Here is a 15,017-nt window from a genome sequence, read left to right as displayed (position 1 = left end):
CAGTATAACAAATGTATCGAAGGAAATCATCCTGGATAAATCTCGATATCGCCAGAGTACACCGGTATAAGAGCTCCGTCCTCGGTTTTCATTAAAAGTTCGCCCTGTTCTCCAAGTCCATGTGCCGTCCCCCTGCGCTCGCCCCGCACATCGCGAACGACAATCTCACGACCCAAAGTCACACTCAGCGACTCCCAGAGCAGACGGATCGGCTCAAATCCTTCCTGCGCATACAGCATATACAGCTGCTCAAATTCATTCATGACAGCAGCGATCAGTGCCGAACGGTCGACTTCAGTGCCGCTTTCCCGCAGAAGAGACGTTACTTTATCCTGCAGCTCCTCCGGATAATCGCCCTCTTCCAAGTTGGCGTCGATTCCGATTCCCATGATGCAGTGACGGACCCGCCCGTCTTCAACGACCGCTTCCAGCAGAATACCGCACAGCTTGCGTCCGTTCGCCAGCAGATCGTTTGGCCATTTGATGCCGGCTTCTACGCCGCTAACCCCTCGAATTGCACGGCAGACAGCGACCGCAGCCAGCAGTGTCAGCTGCGGTACAGCTGTAAGCGGTCCTTCGGGCCGCAGCACAGTGCTCATCCAGACGCCGCGTCCCGGCGGAGAATGCCAGACTCGGCCCTGTCGTCCGCGTCCCGACGTCTGCTCCTCCGCAACAACGAGTGTCCCTTCGGCAGCTCCATTGCGTGCCTTCTTCTCCGCTTCGGTCTGCGTCGAATCAATCTTCGGCAGTACAGTCAAGTCCCGCCCAAATCGGGAAGTGGTCAGTCCGGCAAGAATACGCCGGACATCGAGTGCGGAACCCGAAGCCTCCAAGCGATAGCCGAGCTTCGGTGAGGCATCAAATACGTAACCGGCGTCTTTCAGCCTGCGAATCTGCTTCCATACTGCTGTACGACTGACACCTATTCGGCGGCTGATTTCCTCGCCCGACAAATATTCTCCGTCTGCAGCTTCGAACATATCCAGCAGCCGATCGAGACTGCCGGACGATCTTCCGGTACCGGAAGCGAAAAGATCGGATTCTACTGCAGCCGAGCCGAGTTCTGCTGAAGTCGACTTGCTAGCTGTCCCGCCGGCCGTATCTTCCTGCAATCCTGAAACTTCCTTGCAGCTGCCGCTTTTGCGTCCATTGTCATGGGTCATTCCGATTTCTCCTCCTTCTGTGCACCGGGCACTTCTTCTATCCGAACCAGGTTTTCCAGCAGTGCCTCGCGCTCGTTGGCAATGCTTCCCATAGCGGTCGCCTCCAACAGCCGGCGGATCAAATCGCCCAGCCAAGGACCTGGCTTCCGGTCAAGCCGTTCTACAATATCTTTGCCGCCCAGTGCCAGTTCCCGCGGCGATTCCGCCGGGATCGCTGCCATCCAGTCGGCCGTAAGTTGAAAGCACGCGGTAGATTTCCCGTCCGCTTTATCCATCATGGAATGGTATACCCGCCAGTTTTCGGCCGCAGTCCGCCCGAAGTCGAGTACGCAGCGTACAAAAGCGAGCCGAAGGTTTTTCTCCTCCGCTGCGACTTCAGTCGAAAATCCCGCCGCGTTCATCCGCGCGTCTATGCGCAGCAGCGCCGCGGCGGATTTCGCGAATCCGCCTGAAAACGTCCAGCTCTTCAGCAGATTCTCTGCTTCATCGCCGGACACGCCGATTCCTTGAAGCAGCGCTGCCCAGCGCAGCTCCGCCGGCTTCGGCGGCAGCACGTCCAATTGTTCCGGACGCGCCGATTCCAGCGCCTGCGGCGTCAGGCGGATCTTCGCCTCCGCCAGCAGCCCGCTGCGCGCCAGCAGCAGAAGCCCTTCTGCAGGCTTCGGACCGCCGAGCATCTTCTCCAGCTCGGCCCTGATTCGCTCTGCGGCAATGTGCCGCATATTGCCGCGCAGCTCCAGCAGCGCTTCCCAAGTCTTCGGTTCCAGCTCGTAACCGAAGACGGAAGCGAAGCGCACACCGCGCAGCATGCGCAGCGCGTCTTCGCGGAACCGCTCGCGGGCTTCGCCTACGCAGCGGATCAGTCCGCGCTCCAAATCTCCGCGTCCGTCATAAGGATCGACATATTTGCCGTCCAATCCACGCGCGATTGCATTCATCGTAAAATCGCGCCGCCGAAGATCTTCCTGCAGCGAACGCACAAACGTAACTTCCTCCGGACGGCGGAAGTCTTTATAATCCGATTCCGTTCGGAAAGTCGTCACTTCAAAAGGAATTTTCTCCATGACAACCGTTACCGTACCGTGTTCGATCCCGGTCGGTATTGTCCGCGGAAACAGCGCATCCACTTCTTCCGGATGCGCCGATGTTGCGATATCCATATCGTTAACCGGACGGCCGATCAGCTCGTCCCGAACGCAGCCGCCCACCCAGCAGGCGGTATGTCCCGCCTCTTCCAGCGTCCGCAGAATATCTGCGCTCAGCCGCACCTGCTCCGGGTCGGCATGCTTCCACTGCGTCAAATGTTCCAACTCCATTTCCTTCTTTTCCAATGCGCGTGCACTGCCCTACCCTTGCGGAGCTTATCCTTGAACGACTGCTCCAGGCAGCTTGCGGCCCAGCACACGGTAATAAATATTTTCATACTCGCGCATGATCTTTTGATCGCAAAACATCGTATATGCCCGTTCCAGACAAGCCTCCCGCATAGCGGATTTTTTGACCGGATCGCTCAGAAGCGCAATCGCATAACCAGCCATTCCTTCCGTATCGCCAATTGGAGCGAGGCAGCCTGTTACGCCATGTTCCACCAGTTCTGGAATACCGCCCGCTTCCGAACCGACTGTCGGCACGCCGCAGGCCATTGCTTCCAGCGCGACCAGGCCAAAGCTTTCTTTTTCTGAAGGCAGCAGTAAAATATCAGCCAAAGATATAACCTGAGCAATTTCGTCCTGCTTGCCCAAGAAATGTACCCGGTCCTCAAGACCGAGTTCCCGAATCCGACTTTGCACCTTCGGCATGTCCGGTCCTTCACCGACCAGCAGCAGTTTTGACGGCAGCTCCCGGTTAACCCGGTCAAAAATATCAATAACATCCGGCACTCGTTTAACCGGCCGGAAATTGGAAATATGCATCAGAATTTTTTCTTCAGGTGCCGCAAACTCGGTTCTTAGTTCGGATACTTCACGCGGATAATAGACCCTTTTGTCGATAAAGTTGTACGTCAGATCAATATCCCGCGTAATGTCCAGCGCTTCGCGCGTCTGTCTGATCAGATCTGCTGATACGGCCGTCACCGCGTCGCTTCGATTGATTGCCAGGGCAATCAGATCTTTGAGTATGACATCTTGTCCCAGCACCGTAATATCAGTTCCGTGCAGCGTTGTAACAATCTTCAGCTGCTCACCGACAATCTGTTTCGCCAAATAAGCGCAGACCGCATGCGGTACCGCGTAATGAACATGCAGAATATCGAGTTTTTCCCGCTTGACCACTTCGGCCATCTTGGACGCCAGCGACAAGTCGTACGGCGGATAACGGAAAACATAATAATCGCTAATCTGAACTTCGTGATAATGAATATTTTTATGAAAGGCCCCCAGTCGGAAAGGAATGCTGTGCGTGATAAAGTGGACCTCGTGTCCCTTCTCCGCCAGCAGCTTGCCCAGTTCCGTCGCTACCACTCCCGATCCGCCGAGCGAGGGGTAACAGGTAATGCCGATTTTGAGTGTTTCGTTCATTGAGGCCGGAACTCCTTTCTCGCTGCTTGCCATGTCGAAATAAGTTTGAATCTGATTTTAGAAAAGATTAACTGTGTACGGAAGACGGGAAGCAAAACCTTCCGCGTAACTGATGCCGCGTCTCTGCCCGAGCAGCGAATCCCGCGCCTTCACTCGCTCCACATATTGTGCGGTCAGTGGAGTAGCGACAGTGTCCGATCCCTGCGAAGGAGCTGTGAACTGTGAGGCATAGCAGCGAAGCGCCGCTTCTTTTTCCTCGTAGACATCCGTGACGTCCACCATTAAATCGGCCGGCCCCGGATCGTTGATAAAGTAAAAATACAGCTGACTTACTGTGACAGGAGCAGATTCGGGCATATAACGGCGCAGCTTGGCATTAAAAACCGCTTCTTCGACCAAACGGCTGCATGCAATATGGTCCGGATGCCGATCTTCCCAATACGGAGCGAACACAATTCGAGGCGACCATCTGCGAATTTCGGACGTAATAAGCCGAATATGCTCTTCCGTACGAATCAATCCCCGATCCGGCAGGCCCAGATTCCCGCGCATGGAGAGGCCGAGTACGGCGGAGGCCGACTCGGCTTCTTGTTTACGCAGCTCTACTGTGCCGTTGGAAGACATCTCCGCAAAAGTCAGATCGCAGATGCCGACCCGATAGCCTGCGCGCGTATGCTTGACGATCGTGCCTGCCATCCCGATCTCTACGTCATCGGCATGGGCGCCGAACACCAGGATGTCGAGCGCTTCACTCATCAGTTTCAAGTCCCGGCTTGTATTTATGTACCAGCTCGCGCCATGCGAAATCTCCCCGCATAAGCGCTTTGACGAGGATTTCCGCTGTTGCAACATTCGTCGCCACCGGAATTCCCTGTACGTCGCAGATTCGAAGCAGCGCTGTAATATCCGGTTCGTGCGGCTGCGCCATCAGCGGATCGCGGAGAAAGATAATCAGATCCAGCTCATTTTCCGCCACCAATGCTCCGATCTGCTGATCGCCGCCGAGAGGGCCCGACATGAAACGGTGAATTTTCAAATTCGTCGCTTCCATAATCCGCTGTCCTGTCGTTCCCGTAGAATACAGCTGGCATCCCGTAAACGCTTGTTCATAAGCCGTAACAAAATTGACCATTTCATCTTTTTTGCGGTCATGCGCGATAAATGCGATCTGCATCAAAACCCCTCTTTCCGACTCCATGATTTATAAAATAAATTTACATCAAATGTTCGAATCCGTATACCATGCCTTCATACTCCATTACTTTTTTGATTCCGATATTCACACCCGGCATGTAACCGGCCCGTTCATAAGAATCATGGCGGATCTTGAGGCTCTGTCCGTAGCCGCCGAATACAACTTCCTGCTGCGCAAACACGCCAGGCAAACGCACACTGTGAATACGGAAGCCTTCGTATTCGCCGCCTCGTGCGCCAGGAAGAATTTCTTCTTCGTTGGGATTTCCCTGCTTCAACTTTTCTCGTCCCTTGGCAATCAGCTCTGCTGTCTTAATCGATGTGCCCGATGGCGCGTCCAGCTTCTGGTCGCCGTGATACTCGATGATTTCGACATGCGGCAGATATTCCGCAGCCTTTGCCGCAAACTGCATCATTAGAATCGCACCGACCGAAAAATTCGGAGCGATCAATCCACCAATTTTCGCTTCGCGGCAAAGCCCATCCAGTTCTTCAATCTGCTGCGGTGTAAAACCTGTCGCTCCCACGACTGGACGCACCTTGTGCTTAATTGCCGTCACTGTGTTACTGTAGACGACCGACGGAACGGTAAAATCTACGAGTACATGAGGCTTGGCATTCGCCAGCGCGGAGTCCAGATTGTCGGAAGCCGTAATGCCGCAGGGTTTAAGACCGACTAGTTCTCCGGCATCCGTTCCGGCGCCAGAACGATCAATCGCCGCCACCAGCTCCAAAGCATCATCTGCAAGCACCATCTTGACGACCTCGCGCCCCATACGTCCGCCTGCTCCGGCGACAGCTACCCTGATTTTTTCACTCATTCCTGCTCCTCCTTCTGCTGATCGTCGGCATCTATTCGAGTCCAACGATCTTTATCCCGCGTATTGAATTTATGCATCACTTTATCATGAGCCTCGGTCAGATCAATATTCAGCGAATTGGCAAAACACAGCGTTATAAACAAGATATCGCCAAGCTCCAATTCGATCGAATTTTCTTCTTCCCCGCTCTTTTTTGGCTTTTCGCCAAAGCTATGGTTCACTTCCCGTGCCAGCTCGCCGACCTCTTCGGTCATCCGGGCGAGCATGGACAATGGACTAAAGTATCCCTCTTTGAACTGCGAGATGTAGCGGTCGACTTCGCGCTGCATCTCCGCCAGACTTTTTTCCATGCCGGCGTCAGCCTCCTCCGTGATCTAAGCTCAGTTGCATTCTTCCCTATGTTATCGCAAAGGGTTTTTGAACACAAATTGTTTTACTGTGAAAAGCAGTCTGCACAGAAGACAGCGTCCTTACATTCACAGAAACTGTGAAAAGCAGTCTACATAGAAGACAGCGTCCCTCATCTCACTCTTTTCATAGGCTCCACCGAACGGCTGCCTCTGCCTGCACCGCGAATGGACAACCATCCGGCCAGCACGCTTGCAGCCGTCAGCGCAAATGTAAAGTTCCGCACCTGATCCAGCCGCTCCAGATGCTGCGCCGATAAATAAGGAAAGATGCCGTATGTATAATCGACGGTGTCATTGGCAAAAGTCCAAACTGCGGCCGGTATAAGCCAGAGTGTTCCGAGGCTGAAAAATCTCACATAGAGAAGAGCTTCCAGCGCCATAATACCGTGTGAAAAGATCAGCATCCAGCTCAAGGGATGAATAGACTGTCCAAGCGCAGCGTCCCAGAAAATAATAGTGATTGCCCAGACTCCGTATTTCACAGACGTCACTACGGCCAGCGCTTCAATCAGGCGGACAATTGCACGCATAAAGCGCGAGGACGGAGGAAATAAAAGCCCAAGTACCGCAAGTGTGAAAAACAGGCTTCCTGTTGGACTGTCCGGTACGAAAACGATTTGCCATACCGGATGAGTGTTCCAAACGTCAACCAGCTGATTCCCGTACCAGTAATAACCGTAAATCGTCCCGATCAGATTGCTGACAAACAGCAGCCAGAGAATTCGGCGGTCGGTCAAAAGGGCACGGCCCCATAACCACGAAAATAACATGTCGTTCCTCCCGTACAAAAATTGAAACGGCCCTGTAGAATGATGCAAGGCCGCATTCCCCATAAAAAGCCTGGCCGCATTTGCGACCAGGCTTTTTATGAACCCGCTTCTATTTTAACTTTCACGTCTTCTAGTTGGCAAGCATCAAGATGGAGTCAACGTCGTATTGCGTTCTAGTGTTTTTAGCTCACTTGTCAGTGCCAGAAAAGCCAATTCATCTCCTCTGGCAAGTGCCGCATCAATGTCCTGCTGCAGCGTTTCGCAGCGCCGTAGACGCAGCGCTTCATCCCATACCATCTCGGCGGCCAGACCCAACATCACTTCGTAAGCAGCTTTCATCTTGTCCAAAGGACGCACCTCCCGAGTTTATCGTATCATCACCGACTATTGCTTATGCTTCGACGACTGTAGACATGTTCAGGATTCCCCCGCGAACCCTTAAGTGAAAAATTGGGAGCGTGATCATTTTTCTCGTTTCCTAAGAAGCAAGAGAAAAGAAAGCAACTCCTTTCCCTGTTTATAACCATAATCGCTGAATGTGCACCATGATTCGAAAAAAAATGCCAATTTTATTTAGCAAGAATTTTCCGTCAGCATTAAAACAAAAAAAGCCTTTCTCCGAAGAAATCGGAAAAGGCTTGAACTCCAACTATTTAATTCCTGTTTTCGCTTGACGAAGCTTCGGCAAGCAGATGCTTCGTGCAGTTGAAAATCAACGGTTCCCACAAGTCCTCTCTCTTTTCCAATACGGTAAGAGACAGGTTTCCGATTCGTTCCGTCAATCGATCCTTATATAAAGACGTATACAATTGGGCGAGCAGACCACCGTGAGTAACGACCAAAACATTACGATCCGGATATTTAATCTCCAAATCAGCCATAAAGGCAAGCATGCGCTCTTCAAGCGCTTCAAGTTTCTCCTGCCCCAAATCTCTCATATTCCAATCGGCTCCAAAACGTTCTTCCCGTTCAGCCAGCGTCAACCCTTCTACTTGACCAAATCCCCGCTCCGTCAATCGGGCATCCGCTTCAAGCAGCGGCAGGTTTAGTTTGTCGGCGATAATCTTCGCCGTCTCTTCTGCCCTTAGTAGATTGCTGGAAATCACGAAATCCCACTGCTGCGATTCTTCCGCAAGTCGTTCGGCCAACCTACCTGCTTGTTTCCGTCCTTCATCGTTAAGCGGAATATCGCTTCGACCCTGTATCCGGCCTGCCGCATTCCAGTCGGTAAGTCCGTGTCTGATCAATCCGATTAGCATCAACGTCTCCCAACCTCTCTATAAGCTTTGCATACAATTCGTGTCCATTATTTGCGCATCGTTGCAAGCCGAGTCAACGACAGCAGCGCAAGCCCCATCCCGGTCAGTGATAAGAACATCCAGTACTGCGGATGCGTAGGCCCAATTTGGGCAACCAAAGGATCAACAATGCCGCGGCCTGAAGTCTGCTGATCATCCGCCTCGGTATCCGCTGAGTCAGACGCACCCGCTTTTACCATCAGCGGCTGCAAAATCACACCGGCAGGAACATTTTGAGCTGCGCTCTTCTGCTGGTCTGGAATTCCCCAACCCGCGAGATACACGAAACTGACGAGAAAGACGGCGAGCAGCGCAGCGATCCAGACGGCCGCACGGCTGCGAAACCGATGCTGCGAAGCATAAGTCTTGGTTTCGCCCGGAAGCAGCCAAGGAGACTCTTCATAAATCCGGTCCATCACGCTGCGATTCATTCGCTCGGCGTTCATTTCCGGTATGTCTAAGGCCGCCTCCTGCAGCAGATCGTCCAAATCTGAAAATCCATCAGAGTCGAACGATTCGTCCAGTCGATCCTCCGGACGAAACGATCCGTCTTTCGCATCGATGGGGCGCTGTGTATGAGAATTCCAGCGCATCCCTATCCGGTGTCCGCCATCTTCTCTACCCTTCATTCGGTCTCATCCCCTTGTAGATCTCCTCTTCGTAGACCAGTCCGTAATAGTAGGGTTCCAACTGATTTTTGATACTGAGTCGTGCCCGGAACAGCAGAGACTTGACTGAACTGATACTCTGACCCAGAATGCGTGCAATTTCCTGATAGTCCATCTGATCGTATTCGCGAAGGATTAGCGCAGCGCGCTGCTTCTCCGGCAGGTTATCGATTGCCGTCCGTACCATGCCAACCTGTTCGCTGCGCAGCAGCGCCTGTTCCGGTGCCGCTTCAACCGACGAATCGGTAATCAATTCGCCATCTTCAAGCGGTACATTCGTTGTACGGTGGCGACGCAGTTCGCTAAGTGCCGTATTTCTGGCAATTGTATACAGCCATGTCGAGAAGGAAGCTTCCACTTCCCGGAATGACTGAAGACTCTTGAATGCTTTATAAAAAGTTTCCGAACTGACGTCTTCGGCAAGATGGCCGAGGCCCGCGCCCTTCAACATATAATACGTAAATGCCAGGATTTTGCGCTGATAACGTCGCATTAGAACCGAGTAAAGTTCGACATTCCCCGCTTTAATTTCCCGAATCAACTGGGAATCTTCCATCGAAAACGTGCCCCTCCCTCGCTCGCCGCAAAAAAACTCTACAGCCCATTTTATCACAATGCCCGTACTTTGCAAAAAAGCCGGGTAATCGACCATTAGACGTGCGTGTTCAGAAAAAAGTTGCAGAGTGCGGCCAACTTTCTCTTTTTTCTATACTTTCACCCTGTTTTCCAACCATTTTGTCTGGTTGCCGTGTAGTTTTCGCATCGTAAAAAGCTCTGCAAAAGCGGTCTGCAGAGCTTTTTGCCTTACAACCTGTCTTACTCCTATTTAGGGTTGCGTCTTAAATTGCGTCTGTTCAACCGGTCGGCCATACATTCCGATCTTCCGGATCAAGTACGGCTTCTACATCACCATCGTTCAACACGGCTACATACCCTTTGGGAAGCAGCAGCATTTTCAGCACGCCGGGATGTGTATTGAACAGCTGAAATACGTAGTACAAGCGCAGATCCTCTTGTTCGACCTGCCCTTCGACCGGGCCCAAGTACCATCCCGAACGACCGTCTTCCCGATGATCAGTTCGCTCTAGGTAGACGCGATCCGCTGCTAACGCTTGTTCCGAGGAAACCAGTGTGTCCTGGAACAAAACCGTTTCTCCTGTGGCACCTGTCATCTTCAATACCTGATTTTGCGCCAGCTGCACGGAGAGCGTGGCAGACAGATCGTCGGTTGTGCGCGCGAACGGATTCGTTGTATAATCCGGCGCCAGAATTTCAACATTGTCCCGATCCAGTTCGTGCACAAACAAAATGCTCCAGCCGACTTGAATTTTCATACCGTCTTCCAGAAGGCCCGCCTTTTCTTCCGTATCCCGAAACAGATTCAACAAGAACTCTCCCTGCTTCTCCAAAGATTCATCGCACTTGACCGTAAATGTGCGTGATCCGATCATTTTTGTTTTCGTGATCTGCACCATCTTTTCCCTCCCGATCAGAATTCGTTCTTTTTACGGATACGCTCTTGTTCATTCAAATATTCCTTGTAAGTCCAGAACGCTTCCTCTCGTCCTCCGCCCTCAAGCAGCATCGTAACGGCGTAGGACAGCATATCGATCCACTGTGCCATCTGTTTGAGCTGCTCATCGGAAATAAGCTCGCTGCTTCGCAGCATACCGTCAGGTTCGACTGCCCACGCCCGTCCATATTGACAGATCCCCCATAAACATGACAGGATGGTCCGATCAAGCTTATCCTGTTCCAGCTCCTCCGCCAATACATCCAAGATTTCCATCACTTCACGGAAGTTTTCCTCAATCAATTCTCCCTGAAAAGGACGCAGCATCCCCAGAAAACCATTTTGAGCTTCCGCATCCTCTGTATCTTCCTGCAAAAAGGCGTGTTTCTTCAATCGCTCGACCGCCTGTTCTCTGTTCACTGTCCGTCCTCCGATCTATAAAATGCGCGGACTTAACCGCGCGAATGGTCCTGCTAAACTTCCCATTCTTCGACAGCTGCTTCGCAGATCGGTGTCAATCAGCGTCCCAATTCCGGCATCGAAGCTTCCAGCCTAGAACGCAGCTGCTCGGCCAGCTTCCTAAATTTCCGTCTTTGCTCATCTTCCGCGTAATCTTCCTCACGTAGATCCAGCCAATAGTCGCCGTCGGCTAAATCGTACATATCAAGGAGAGTAATTTCAGCACAAGACGGATTTTCCATAACGGCAAACATCAATTCCGGACCGTCTTCCCAATTGTATTTGTTCACGAAAGCATGCAGGAGTACGGGAGAATCGATTCGGCGGATCGTTTGAAGCAGTACATTCCGGTTCTCCTCATGAAGCAGACTGTCCAAGGTTGTCTGCTCTTCCGATGTAAGCGTAAGCCTTACCGCTCCTCTTGTATCGGCCAGCAGATCAGCCAGAGCACGATCGCCGCGCGAAGCGGCTTCATTCCACGCCGTTGCACGGATTCCGCGCGGCGAATCGATCTGCGCCCCATATTTCAACAGCAGCTTAACCGCACCTTCTTGGTGGAATTTGATTGCTTTCAGCAGTGCCGTCTCGCCCAATTTGTCTGTAACTTCGATCTCTGCACCTTTTTCGAGCAAAATTTCTACGGCTTCGGTCGGCAGCTTATATGTCATAAACAGCATCAATGGCGTGCGTCCCCGTTCGTCTCTCTCGTTTACATCCAATTCGCCGGCCGCCGTGCGGACGGCATGCACGTTTTTAGTTCTTGCTATTTCTGCCCAATTCGTCATAACCTGGCTCCTTTACAGCTTCGTTCTCACTAAGTGCTTATCCTACAGTATCCTATGTGAATGCGTTCAGTTCAAGTCAAAATGATTACTGCTGCTTCTAGACATGTTCCTTACGTCTCTTTGAGTAAAGCATCGGAGTAAAACAAATGAGCAAAACAAAAGCGGCAGCTTCGGCATCAAGCCGGCACTGCCGCAGTCTATGCGCAAAAGTAATACGTCAAGTCCATTCGGACATCAACATATACGCTTCCAGCCGTTCGACCAGCCGTTGACGATCACCGATCCGCTGCTCATCGACAAAATAACCTTCAAGTACGCTGTCGCCTTGTTCCTCATACTTAAGCAAATAACGCTGCAGGAAAAAAACTCCCGCTGGATCGCTCTGCGGTTCCCAACGCACATATACCTCATAACCGAGTTTCCGCTGAACGGCGCTGAACAAGATAGAACCGGAAAACCAATCAATCGTCTGAAGAGAAGGCTCCAATTCGTACAGCGTATTCACATCAACTTTCCATCCGGCCGGTATACGCAGCGACTGCAGTTTTGGCTTTATTTCGGCCATGTCTTACTCCTCCTTGCGTGCTCCGCCGCATTCACATCAGCAGGCTGCCCGGCACTTCGGGCAGCCTGCATCTCTGTGTCATAGCTAAGAATCGCTTGATCAGTAAACTTATATCTTGCTTTTACCCGGAAGAATAACTTTTGCCACGATGAATAAGCAAAATTCGCGAAAAAAAACACAAAATTCGCAAGTCTGCTGCATAATTCCGAAGATAAATGAACACAAAAAAAGACCGCTCACTGTGAGCGGCCTGCGTACTACTCTGAGTACACTAGTGGTATAGGAGTGGAGAGAAACCATACTGTACTTTTATTATATGTATACGCTTCCAAAATGTCAACGCTTTCTTTTCCTTTTTTGTTCAAAAAACAATAACCTTATAAAAAGGCCGTAGAAATTGCTCTACAGCCTTTTTTATTCATCTTATTTTATTTATTTTGTCGTCCTATTGTCACACATATACATCAAACTCCAACGACTCCAAAGATTCCTTCGCCCGTTCCATATGCACTTCGTCCCGGAAAGACAGCCGCATCAGGCCCGGTACATCCTCCCGGCTCTCGATGATCTGCAGGTTGCTCAGGTTGATGCCTCGTGAACCGAGTTCAGTCGTAATACGGCCGATAATGCCTGGATGGTCGGGAACATCGAGGTACAAGTCGTACGTTTTGGCAATTGCACCTTTACGCCGTTCAGGCAGTTCGTTGCGGAAATCGCCGGCGCTGCGGAAGCGTTCCGAGATTCCCTCTCCATCTTCACGCTCAAGTTGATCAATAAATCCTTCTACCTGTTCGTTCCAATCGCGTAGAAGCTTTAACAGATTGAAGCGGTTGTTCAGTAAAATGTCACGCCAGACGACGGGATCACTGGACGCAATTCGGGTAATATCACGAAAACCGCCTGCGGCCAGCGTACGATATAGCGGATTATTGTCATGATAACCGCTTATCTGATTGACAAGCGCTACAGCGATAATATGCGGCAGATGGCTGATTGCACCTACAATTTCGTCGTGCTGAGTCGGTTCCAAGCAGATCACTTTGGCTCGTGTCAACTCAAGCAGCCGGGTAAGCGCTTCGGTTGATTTAGGATCGGTGTCAGGTTCAGGTGTCAGCACATAATAAGCATTTTCGAACAGCAGCGAAGTCGCCGCCTGCACACCCGAGCGTTCTGAACCGGCCATTGGGTGACCGCCGATGAAGCAGGCTTCGCCCCAGTCCAACTCTCTCGCTCTTCCGGCAATCGAAGCTTTGGTGCTGCCCACATCGGTAACGATGCAGCCTTTTTTCAGCGGCAGGGCGTTGATTTGTTCCAAGTATGTCTCCAGCAATCCGACAGGAGTGGAGAGAAAAATAAAGTCGGCGTCTTGCACCGCTTCTTCCAACGACAGGGTCGCGGAGTCGACGACTCCGCGTTCCACGCACAGATCGGCGAGATCCTGCCGATGGGAAAATCCGACGAGCTCGATATCCGGCTTCCCGCGGAAGCACAGTGCCAGCGAGCCGCCGATCAGCCCTACGCCGATCACGGCAATTTTCATAAAGGTCAGCCTCGCTTTGTTGGGGTATTCATTCGAAAAGCATACCGATTAAACGGTCGCTCCCTGTTCGTTCAGCGCTTCTTCGAAAGTCCGGATGAAAATCTCATTCTCTCTTGGAGAACCGACGGTTACACGCAAATACGTCGGATAGCGCTTGAAACCCGCCCGGGCAATAACCCCTTTGCGCAGCATACGCTGGAACACTTCTCCAGCCGCCTGCTTCGTGTCAACCATAATAAAGTTGCCGTTCGCGGGGAAATAGGACAGTCCCATCCGGTCAAATTCACCTTGAAGGAATTGAATTCCTTCAGCGTTCTTCGCACTGCACGATTGAACAAACTCCTGATCCGCCAGCGCCGCTCTTGCAGCAGCTTGAGCAATACGGTTTGTATTGAAAGGTTCACGCACTTGATTGATCGAACGAATGACAGCCGCATTCCCCACTCCATAACCGATGCGAAGGGCCGCAAGTCCATAGACTTTGGAGAAAGTACGCAGCACAACCACGTTGTCGTAATCAGCTAACAGCTTCGTACCATCCGGATATTCGCTGTCCGTTACATATTCGAAATAAGCCTCGTCGAGCACGACCATCACAGAAGACGGAACGCGATCCAAGAAACTCCTTAATTCGTCTTTGCCTACAATGGTACCGGTCGGATTATTCGGATTGCAGATCCAAACGATCTTCGTACGCTCCGTTACAGAAGCCAGCATAGCCTCAAGATCATGCTTGCCGTCCTGCAGCGGCACTTCAATGCTCGTCGCCTGCTCGATATCCGCGTTGCTCTTATATACGGAGAACGTGGCATCGGCCATGATATTCTCGTCACCTTTCGACAGAAACGCACGCGCGATCAGAGCGATCACTTCATCCGAACCACAGCCGAAAATAATTTGATCGGGGTTTACGGACAGATGCTCGGCAACCGCAGCCGTCAGCTCGACTGCTCCGCCGTCCGGATACAGATTGAATTGTGTCAACTCTTGTTCGATTGCAGCTTTGACACGAGGAGAAAATCCGTACGGATTTTCGTTGGAAGCCAACTTCACGACTTCACTAAGGCCGTATTCTTTTTGAACTTCTTCAATAGGCTTACCCGGCTGATAAACCGGAAGACCGACAATATGAGCTTTAGGCTGCATGAGTTTTCCCTACTTTCCTGATTTGGCGTGTTGCAGTGCGAAAGTACAAATCTGCAAACGCTCAAAAGTTAGGGCTGATCCCGAAACAAGACCTTTATGTTAAAGAGAGCTAGGTCAAAGTCGGCAGCTCTGCCGACTTTGAGCTTCGTTTCTTGTTCCGGGATAA

The 15,017-nt window shown here is 51.6% G+C and carries 18 protein-coding genes; all 18 read right to left on the bottom strand.

Features of this window, described 5'->3' with window-relative positions; genetic code table 11:
• Positions 1 to 26 precede the first annotated feature (26 nt).
• Positions 27 to 1,163, bottom strand: coding sequence for a biotin--[acetyl-CoA-carboxylase] ligase (locus F456_RS0107680; protein ID WP_018976429.1), 1,137 nt, complete (start codon positions 1,161 to 1,163; stop codon positions 27 to 29).
• Positions 1,160 to 2,473, bottom strand: coding sequence for a CCA tRNA nucleotidyltransferase (locus F456_RS22065; RefSeq protein ID WP_051086716.1), 1,314 nt, complete (start codon positions 2,471 to 2,473; stop codon positions 1,160 to 1,162). Before F456_RS22065 ends, F456_RS0107680 begins: the two co-directional genes overlap by 4 nt.
• 51 nt (positions 2,474 to 2,524) lie before the next feature.
• On the bottom strand, positions 2,525 to 3,682 hold the full coding sequence (gene bshA, locus F456_RS0107670) for an N-acetyl-alpha-D-glucosaminyl L-malate synthase BshA (protein WP_018976427.1): 1,158 nt from the start codon (positions 3,680 to 3,682) through the stop codon (positions 2,525 to 2,527).
• A 57-nt stretch (positions 3,683 to 3,739) separates the two neighbouring features.
• A complete protein-coding gene (bshB1, locus tag F456_RS0107665; RefSeq protein ID WP_018976426.1) occupies positions 3,740 to 4,438 on the bottom strand; it encodes a bacillithiol biosynthesis deacetylase BshB1 in 699 nt (232 codons plus the stop codon).
• Positions 4,431 to 4,859, bottom strand: coding sequence for a methylglyoxal synthase (locus F456_RS0107660; RefSeq protein WP_026293729.1), 429 nt, complete (start codon positions 4,857 to 4,859; stop codon positions 4,431 to 4,433). The genes bshB1 and F456_RS0107660 overlap by 8 nt, the downstream gene beginning before the upstream one ends.
• A 37-nt stretch (positions 4,860 to 4,896) precedes the next feature.
• Complete coding sequence (dapB, locus tag F456_RS0107655) at positions 4,897 to 5,697, bottom strand: 4-hydroxy-tetrahydrodipicolinate reductase (RefSeq protein ID WP_018976424.1); 801 nt, start codon at positions 5,695 to 5,697, stop codon at positions 4,897 to 4,899.
• Entirely contained in the window at positions 5,694 to 6,047 is a 354-nt protein-coding gene (locus tag F456_RS0107650; RefSeq protein ID WP_018976423.1) for a nucleotide pyrophosphohydrolase, read from the bottom strand. Before F456_RS0107650 ends, dapB begins: the two co-directional genes overlap by 4 nt.
• Positions 6,048 to 6,217: 170 nt before the next feature.
• Positions 6,218 to 6,877: a DUF1405 domain-containing protein gene (locus F456_RS0107645; RefSeq protein ID WP_018976422.1), complete on the bottom strand. Its 660-nt coding sequence runs from the start codon at positions 6,875 to 6,877 to the stop codon at positions 6,218 to 6,220.
• A gap of 144 nt (positions 6,878 to 7,021) precedes the next feature.
• Positions 7,022 to 7,225: an IDEAL domain-containing protein gene (locus F456_RS0107640; RefSeq protein WP_018976421.1), complete on the bottom strand. Its 204-nt coding sequence runs from the start codon at positions 7,223 to 7,225 to the stop codon at positions 7,022 to 7,024.
• A 305-nt stretch (positions 7,226 to 7,530) separates the two neighbouring features.
• On the bottom strand, positions 7,531 to 8,136 hold the full coding sequence (locus F456_RS0107635; RefSeq protein WP_018976420.1) for a histidine phosphatase family protein: 606 nt from the start codon (positions 8,134 to 8,136) through the stop codon (positions 7,531 to 7,533).
• 47 nt (positions 8,137 to 8,183) lie between these two features.
• Complete coding sequence (locus F456_RS22060) at positions 8,184 to 8,804, bottom strand: hypothetical protein (RefSeq protein WP_018976419.1); 621 nt, start codon at positions 8,802 to 8,804, stop codon at positions 8,184 to 8,186.
• Positions 8,794 to 9,399, bottom strand: coding sequence for an RNA polymerase sigma factor (locus F456_RS0107625; protein WP_018976418.1), 606 nt, complete (start codon positions 9,397 to 9,399; stop codon positions 8,794 to 8,796). Before F456_RS0107625 ends, F456_RS22060 begins: the two co-directional genes overlap by 11 nt.
• Positions 9,400 to 9,697: 298 nt before the next feature.
• Positions 9,698 to 10,318: an immunity protein Imm33 domain-containing protein gene (locus F456_RS0107620; RefSeq protein ID WP_018976417.1), complete on the bottom strand. Its 621-nt coding sequence runs from the start codon at positions 10,316 to 10,318 to the stop codon at positions 9,698 to 9,700.
• 14 nt (positions 10,319 to 10,332) lie between these two features.
• On the bottom strand, positions 10,333 to 10,776 hold the full coding sequence (locus F456_RS0107615; RefSeq protein ID WP_018976416.1) for a hypothetical protein: 444 nt from the start codon (positions 10,774 to 10,776) through the stop codon (positions 10,333 to 10,335).
• A 98-nt stretch (positions 10,777 to 10,874) separates the two neighbouring features.
• On the bottom strand, positions 10,875 to 11,600 hold the full coding sequence (locus tag F456_RS0107610; protein ID WP_018976415.1) for a DUF4274 domain-containing protein: 726 nt from the start codon (positions 11,598 to 11,600) through the stop codon (positions 10,875 to 10,877).
• 217 nt (positions 11,601 to 11,817) lie between these two features.
• Positions 11,818 to 12,165, bottom strand: coding sequence for a hypothetical protein (locus F456_RS0107605; protein ID WP_018976414.1), 348 nt, complete (start codon positions 12,163 to 12,165; stop codon positions 11,818 to 11,820).
• A 451-nt stretch (positions 12,166 to 12,616) separates the two neighbouring features.
• Complete coding sequence (locus F456_RS0107600) at positions 12,617 to 13,705, bottom strand: prephenate dehydrogenase (RefSeq protein WP_018976413.1); 1,089 nt, start codon at positions 13,703 to 13,705, stop codon at positions 12,617 to 12,619.
• Between the two features lie 48 nt (positions 13,706 to 13,753).
• Positions 13,754 to 14,851, bottom strand: coding sequence for a histidinol-phosphate transaminase (gene hisC, locus F456_RS0107595; RefSeq protein ID WP_018976412.1), 1,098 nt, complete (start codon positions 14,849 to 14,851; stop codon positions 13,754 to 13,756).
• Between the last annotated feature and the right edge of the window lie 166 nt (positions 14,852 to 15,017).

It is taken from the genome of Saccharibacillus kuerlensis DSM 22868 (assembly GCF_000378145.1).
Lineage (GTDB): Bacteria > Bacillota > Bacilli > Paenibacillales > Paenibacillaceae > Saccharibacillus > Saccharibacillus kuerlensis.
This window is presented reverse-complemented; position numbering and strand designations above follow the sequence as displayed.

Bases quoted from the DNA above. Each gene is read 5' to 3' on its own strand.
- F456_RS0107625 (WP_018976418.1), bottom strand. From the start codon at position 9,399: ATGGAAGATTCCCAGTTGATTCGGGAAATTAAAGCGGGGAATGTCGAA.
- F456_RS0107600 (WP_018976413.1), bottom strand. From the start codon at position 13,705: ATGAAAATTGCCGTGATCGGCGTAGGGCTGATCGGCGGCTCGCTGGCA.
- F456_RS0107650 (WP_018976423.1), bottom strand. From the start codon at position 6,047: ATGGAAAAAAGTCTGGCGGAGATGCAGCGCGAAGTCGACCGCTACATC.
- dapB (WP_018976424.1), bottom strand. From the start codon at position 5,697: ATGAGTGAAAAAATCAGGGTAGCTGTCGCCGGAGCAGGCGGACGTATG.
- F456_RS0107620 (WP_018976417.1), bottom strand. From the start codon at position 10,318: ATGGTGCAGATCACGAAAACAAAAATGATCGGATCACGCACATTTACG.
- bshA (WP_018976427.1), bottom strand. From the start codon at position 3,682: ATGAACGAAACACTCAAAATCGGCATTACCTGTTACCCCTCGCTCGGC.
- bshB1 (WP_018976426.1), bottom strand. From the start codon at position 4,438: ATGAGTGAAGCGCTCGACATCCTGGTGTTCGGCGCCCATGCCGATGAC.
- F456_RS0107645 (WP_018976422.1), bottom strand. From the start codon at position 6,877: ATGTTATTTTCGTGGTTATGGGGCCGTGCCCTTTTGACCGACCGCCGA.
- F456_RS0107605 (WP_018976414.1), bottom strand. From the start codon at position 12,165: ATGGCCGAAATAAAGCCAAAACTGCAGTCGCTGCGTATACCGGCCGGA.
- F456_RS22060 (WP_018976419.1), bottom strand. From the start codon at position 8,804: ATGAAGGGTAGAGAAGATGGCGGACACCGGATAGGGATGCGCTGGAAT.
- hisC (WP_018976412.1), bottom strand. From the start codon at position 14,851: ATGCAGCCTAAAGCTCATATTGTCGGTCTTCCGGTTTATCAGCCGGGT.
- F456_RS0107610 (WP_018976415.1), bottom strand. From the start codon at position 11,600: ATGACGAATTGGGCAGAAATAGCAAGAACTAAAAACGTGCATGCCGTC.
- F456_RS0107680 (WP_018976429.1), bottom strand. From the start codon at position 1,163: ATGACCCATGACAATGGACGCAAAAGCGGCAGCTGCAAGGAAGTTTCA.
- F456_RS0107635 (WP_018976420.1), bottom strand. From the start codon at position 8,136: ATGCTAATCGGATTGATCAGACACGGACTTACCGACTGGAATGCGGCA.